Source organism: Kitasatospora sp. NPDC047058 (genome assembly GCF_040643935.1).
Classification (GTDB): Bacteria; Actinomycetota; Actinomycetes; order Streptomycetales; family Streptomycetaceae; genus Kitasatospora.
The window spans coordinates 1-5,952 of the sequence record NZ_JBEYVJ010000396.1; the positions used below are offsets into that span (position 1 = coordinate 1).

The 5,952-nt window shown below is 76.3% G+C and carries 1 pseudogene; it reads left to right on the forward strand.

The window, feature by feature from the left end:
- Positions 1-5,952 (forward strand): annotated as a pseudogene (locus ABZ885_RS33825) (hypothetical protein); the annotation flags it as partial.

Consider the following 5,952-nt stretch of genomic DNA (forward strand, 5'->3'; position numbering starts at 1 on the left):
GCGCCGACCGGACCGCGCTGCTGGACCACCTGCGCGACACCACCCCGCTGCTGCGCGCCGGAGCGGCCGTGCCGCTGCCCGGCTTCGTCCACGCCGGGCTGTCCGTCGACGACACCGCGGCGGTCTTCTCCGTCCGGCTCGGCCTGACGCCGCCGCACGAGGTGCCGCTCGCCGACTGGTACCAGCAGGCGATCGACCGGCTGAACGACAACCCGGCGCAGCCGCTGCCCCCGGCCCTCCGGGTGCCGGACGGCTACCAGAGCACCACCACGCTCAGCTGGACCACCCTGCCGGGCGACACCGTCCTCGACGTCGCCGCGTACGCCGCGCTGGTCCAGAACGTCGTCCCGGGCACGCCGTTCGCCGCCTGGCTCGAAGCGGTCCGCGCGGCGAACCGGCCGGCGGACCGGGACGGCGGTGTCCGGCTGCCCGCCGACGCGGCGGCGGTGGTCCTGCCGAACGACACGCTGCGCTCGCTCCAGAACCGGCTCCTGCTCCCCACGGCGCGCTTCGACCCGTACGCGGCCGCGGCGGACGCGCTCGTCCCGCTGGTCACCGTCGGGGTACCGGGCGCGGTCGGCACGACGACCGCCGGCCTCAACGTGCTGACGCTGGCCCAGGCGTACGGGCTCGGCATCGAGGACCTCGCCGGGCGGATGGCCTCCGACGCGGGCGTGCTGGCCCCCGGGCCCGGGTTCACCGTCCCCGACGTGCCCGCGCTGGGGCTGGACGACCTCCTCGCGGCGATGCACGACGGGCCGGCGACGGGGACGGTGAGCGGCCAGGTCGCGCGCTTCATGCTGGGCGGGCTGCGCCTGCCCGCACCGGTCGCGGCCGACGGCGTCCACCACGCCACCGGCCCGATGACCGGCGGCTACGAGCTGACCGGGCAGCAGGTCACCGGACCACCGCCGGCCCCGGCCAGGGCCGAGGGCGAGGGGCCGGTCGTCACCATCACCGTCGGCAAGGCGCTGCCCGCCGACTGGCTGACCTTCGCCGACGCGACCGTCCACGACGGCGTGATCCGGCTCGGCCCCGCCGGTGCCGACAGCGCGGTCATCTCGATCACCGCCGCCGACCTGCGGGACAACTACCCCGCCACCGGGCTGGCGCCCGTCGTCGAGAGCCCGCTCGCGGCGCTGCCGGCGGCGCACGCGGTCGGCACCCGTCACGCCGTCACCCGGATGATCCCCTGGCGCACCACCACCCCCGTCCACCTGCCCGGGGACCCCTCCGGTCCGCCCTCCCTGTGGCCGCTGCCGGCCGACCTCACGGCGAGCGCCGGGTCGGGCCGCAGCAGCTCCGGGTACCTGCTGGAACAGACCACCCCGCAGACCGGGGCGGACGCCCGGTACACCGAGCTCGGCAGCTACGCCTGGGCGACGCTGCTCTCGTTCGGCGTCCGCCGCGTTCCGGGCCTCCCGGGGACGGCCGAGGTGCTCGGCGCGGACGCCGAGGACCGGCAGCGCGTCGCGCAGCTCCTGGAGTACCTGGCGAGCATCCCCGGCAGGCCGGCGACCGGGGACTTCCCGCCCGCGCCGCCCGGCGAAAGACTGCTGCTCACCGTGCTCTGGCAACGGCCGCCCTCCCCCGGCCTCGGCCCGGGCCTGACCTCGACACCGCTCGACACCGACCGGACGTTCCTCGTCCAGACCAACCTGACCACCGAGACCGGCAGCGGTCCGGGCGCCGCGAGCGCCACCGCCGGGCGGCACTTCGCGGCGATCGCCGACACCGAGCGGTTCCTGACGCTGCTGTGGGAGTGCAGCGTCGTGGGCGGCGGCGGCTACTGGCTGCAGTACCGCGGCGAGGTGCCCGACTCGATCTTCGACCAGGACGGGCTCGCCCGGCTGTCGCTGCTCGCCCAGCTGTCCTCGCAGTGCGGGGAGGACCCGGACCGGCACCTGTACGCCTTCACCAACGCCGCCGTGGTCGGCGACGGGGTGGACCCGGCCTCGGTCGCGCTCGCCGCCCGCGCGGTGAACCCGCCCGAGCTGCGGCCCGCCGCCTCGCTCGACCCCGGCCAGGCCGGCTTCACCGCGCGGTTCGCCAACCCGCTGGCCGACGACACCCCGCAGGGGCTGCTGCGACGCCTCTACGGGCTGCTCGGCTTCCGGCTGGAGGCGACCACGGGCTTCCGCGGCAGCGTCGAGAGCCGGGCGGTGTCGCCGAAGCCGGCCGACGGCACCGACGACCTCGGCCTCCTGGCCGCCGACGAGGCCGCCGAGGAGGTCTGGGACCTCACCCGGATCGTCGACGTCAGCCGCTTCGCCCTGCACCGCGCCGAGGCCGTCCCCACCGCCCCGCCCCCGGACCGCGACCCGTACGCCGGGATCGCCGCCGACGCGCAGGCGCGGGTCTCGGTGTGGTTCCAGGACGTGTTCGGCAACCGCTCGGGCAGTCCGGACCAGGCCGACGTGCCCGTCCGGTACACCGACCCGGTCATCGGCGCCGGCGCCTGGCCCTCGACCACCCTCCGCTACACCGTGGAGCCGGCCGCCGAAACGGCCGAGGAGGCTGCCGAACTGACCGTCGCCGTCGACCTGCAGACCGTCAGCTACCAGCCGGGCGCGGCCGAGGCCGGTCTGTCGGCCGCCGCTGCGGCGCAGCGCGACCGGGACCGCCTGGTGCCGGTCTACTACCAGCTCGCCCGGCCCGACGTCCGGGCCGCACTGCTCACCTCCCTCCGGCAGGAACCCGGATCGGAGCCCACCCCGCTCCCCGTCGACGTGGCCGTGCTCCGCCGGTACGTCATCGGCGCCCACGCGCTGCTCGACTCGCTCGCGGCGATCACCTCCGCACCCGCCGGCGACGCCACGACCCTCGACGACCTCTGCACCACGTACGGCGTCGGCTACGACGAGCTGGGCGCGGCGAACGCGGACGCGGCCATCGACGTCATCCTGGACGCCGACGGACTCGCGGTGCCGGTGAGCGCGGCGTTCCGCAACGGCGACACCGTCGCCGGGCTGTGCCGCGCGGTCGACCCCGCCCTCGACCCGGAGCAGGTGCTGCTGGACGAGGACAACACCGTGCTGCCGCTGAACCCGTCCGTCGAGCTCGTCACCCCGGCGCGCGACGCCGTGGTGCCGGGCGGGTCACCGACGGGCTGCTCACCGACGGCCGGGTCACCGACCGCCGGGTCACCGACCGCCGGGTCACCGACCGCCGAGTCACCGCCGGCCGGGGAGCTCGCGGCGGCGCTGCGCTGCACCCTCACCACGCTGGTGACGGCCAACCAGGACCGCTCCGGGCTGCTCACGCCGGGGTTCGTCTTCGACTGCAACGGCGTCCAGGTGCAGGTCGCACCCGACGGACCGGCCGCCGGGGCGACGCCGGCGGACATCGCCTCGGCGTTCCAGGAGCTCGGGGTCCCGTTCGACGCCGCCCAGGTGGTGTCCCTGAACGGGGACCGGCCGGGCCTCTTCCGAGCGGGCGCGTGTCTCGAGGTCACCGGCTACCTGGTCGAGAGCGGCGACACCCTGCGCGACAACCGGCCCGGCCTCACCCCCGGGCAGCTCGCGCCGCTGAACACCACGACCGCCGGTCTCTTCACCCCGGGCACGCCGGTGTTCCTCACCACGACGCCGACGGCCGTGCCCGCGGGCGACACGCTCGGGCACTTCGCCGCCGTCCACGCCACCACCCCCGGCGCACTGCTGCGGCACAACGGCCCGGTCGCCGTCTCGGCCGGCTCGCCCCCGGTCGTGCCCGGGATGTGGGCGTGGCCGGCGGACCCCGACGCCCTGCGGGTGCCGTACACCGTGCGCGGGGGCGACTCGCTCGACGGCATCGCCGCGCACTTCCCCGGAGCCGGCCTGGCCGAGGCCAACGCCACGATGCCGGGGACCGTCGCGTCGGGCGTCACCGTCACGGTCGGCGGCGCATCGGTGACGACGGCGGCGCCCGCCTCGTTCGCCGAGGTCTGCGCACTGTTCGGCCCGCCGGTCGGACTCGCCGCGCTCGCCGCCGCGATCGGCGGGCGGACCGACGTGCTCGCGGCCGGAGCACTGCTGGTCTGCCCGCCCGGCGTGCTCCCCGGGCAGCCCGCGGCGGCCGGCGTGACCCCGCAGGCGGCCGCCCGGCGGTTCGGCGTCACCGCGGTCGCACTGCTCGCCGCGAACGCCGGCACACCGGACCTGCTGCTGCCCGGGCAGGTGCTGCGCGGGCGGCAGCCGGACACGGACGGCGGCACCGTGCCCACCGAGACGACCGCCGACCACGACACGCTCACCGCCCTGGTCGAGCGGTTCCGCCGGCGCGGCGTCACCACCGGCATCGAGGCCGTCGCCGCGGCCAACGCCGACACCGCGTTCCTGCGGCCCGGCGCGCGCGTGGTCGTCCCCCCGGCCACCGCCCGCCTCACCGGCGGGCTCGGCGAACCGACGGCGGACGGCGTCCGGTGGTCCTTCCCCGCGCCCGTCTTCCCCGTCACCGTGGCGCTGGAGCTCTCCCGCGATCCCGCGCTGGTCGACCCGGCCCTCGCCGCCACCGCGACCCGCGCGGTGACGGCCGTTCCGGCCGGCCGGAGCACCGACCGTGCCCAGAGCGGTGCGCTCAGCCTGGCGGCGTTCGCCGAACAGGTCCAGCGTGCGGTGCCGGTCCTGCGGCTGGCGACGGCGCCGGGCCGTACGTCCGCCACGGTGTCCGGCACCGACGTGTGGGCGGTCGTCTTCGGCACCGGCGGCATCGAGCGCGTCGCCGTCGAACCCCCGCTGGAGATCGCCGGCAGCCGGCAGCCGCGCACCTTCGCGATCCGCCCGCTCGCCACCACACTCATCGCACGCCGGCACGTGGAGACCCGTGGATTCGACGCCGGTACCGGGCTGCTGACCGGAAGCCGGACCCGTGACTACCAGGGAATCGACCTGGAACTCTGGGCCCGCGGGTTCCTCACGGACGTCGAGCTGCTGCTGTCAGCCGCGTACGTGCGAGGCGCGTACGAGCTGGGCCGGGACGTGCTCGACGGGATCATCGACGTCAAGAAGACGCTCGCCGGCGCGATCGCCGCAGGCCTCGACCACGTCCTCGCCCCGGAGGAGCCGGCCGCCCGATCCGACACCGGAGCCGACGCCGAGCGCGCGGCGGCCGTCGAACGGCTGCGCCAGGAGCTGCTCGCCTCGCTCACCCGCGGCTACGCGACCTCGGCCGTCGTCCAGTACGACACCGGTGCGACATCGCCGTGGACGGACGTGTACGCGCGGCTGTCCGGCAACCCGGTCGTCGACTACGGCGACGTCCCGGAACACCTGCGGACCGCGACCCTGTCGAACGGCAAGGTCCCGCTCGCCGACGGCGACGCGCAGATCAGCTTCCTCGTCACCGTCCCCGACGTGGCCGCGCACGCCGCGCTCGACCTCACCCTCGACTTCTCCGGCGTCCAGCTGGAGTTCGGGATCGAGCGGGAGGTCGAGGGCTACGACCGGTCCGACTGGCTCACGTTCGTCACCCCCCTCGCCTCCGGCTCGCCGCCCGCCCTGGACTTCGACCTCGGCTCGCCGCGGGTGCCGCTCCCGCTGCGCGCGTACCCGCCGATGCCGATCCTGCTCGACCAGCACGCCGACGTCCCCACCTCGGCCGACCGGCTCGACGACGCACTGCACTGGCGGTACCGCTTCTCCGTGCAGCACCAGTCGGCCGAGCAGGACACCCTCGAACTCCGGATCACGTACAACCAGGCACCCCGCACCCCCGCCGCCGCACCGGAGGACGACCTGTTCAGCGCCCTGGCGCAGTACACCGCGGTCTCCGCCCCGCTGCTCGGCCTGCTCGCCGGCCTGACCGTCTGGGAGCGTGCCGACCCGGACCGGCGCACCGCCCTGGCCAACGCGCTCGCCACCTACCGGACGCTCGCCACCGCCGTCGCGCAGGCCTGGGCGGCGCACTGGACGGACGCCTCCGCGCCGCCGGCCGCGGCCGCGGCCGGGGGGCCCGTCCCGGACGTCTACCGGT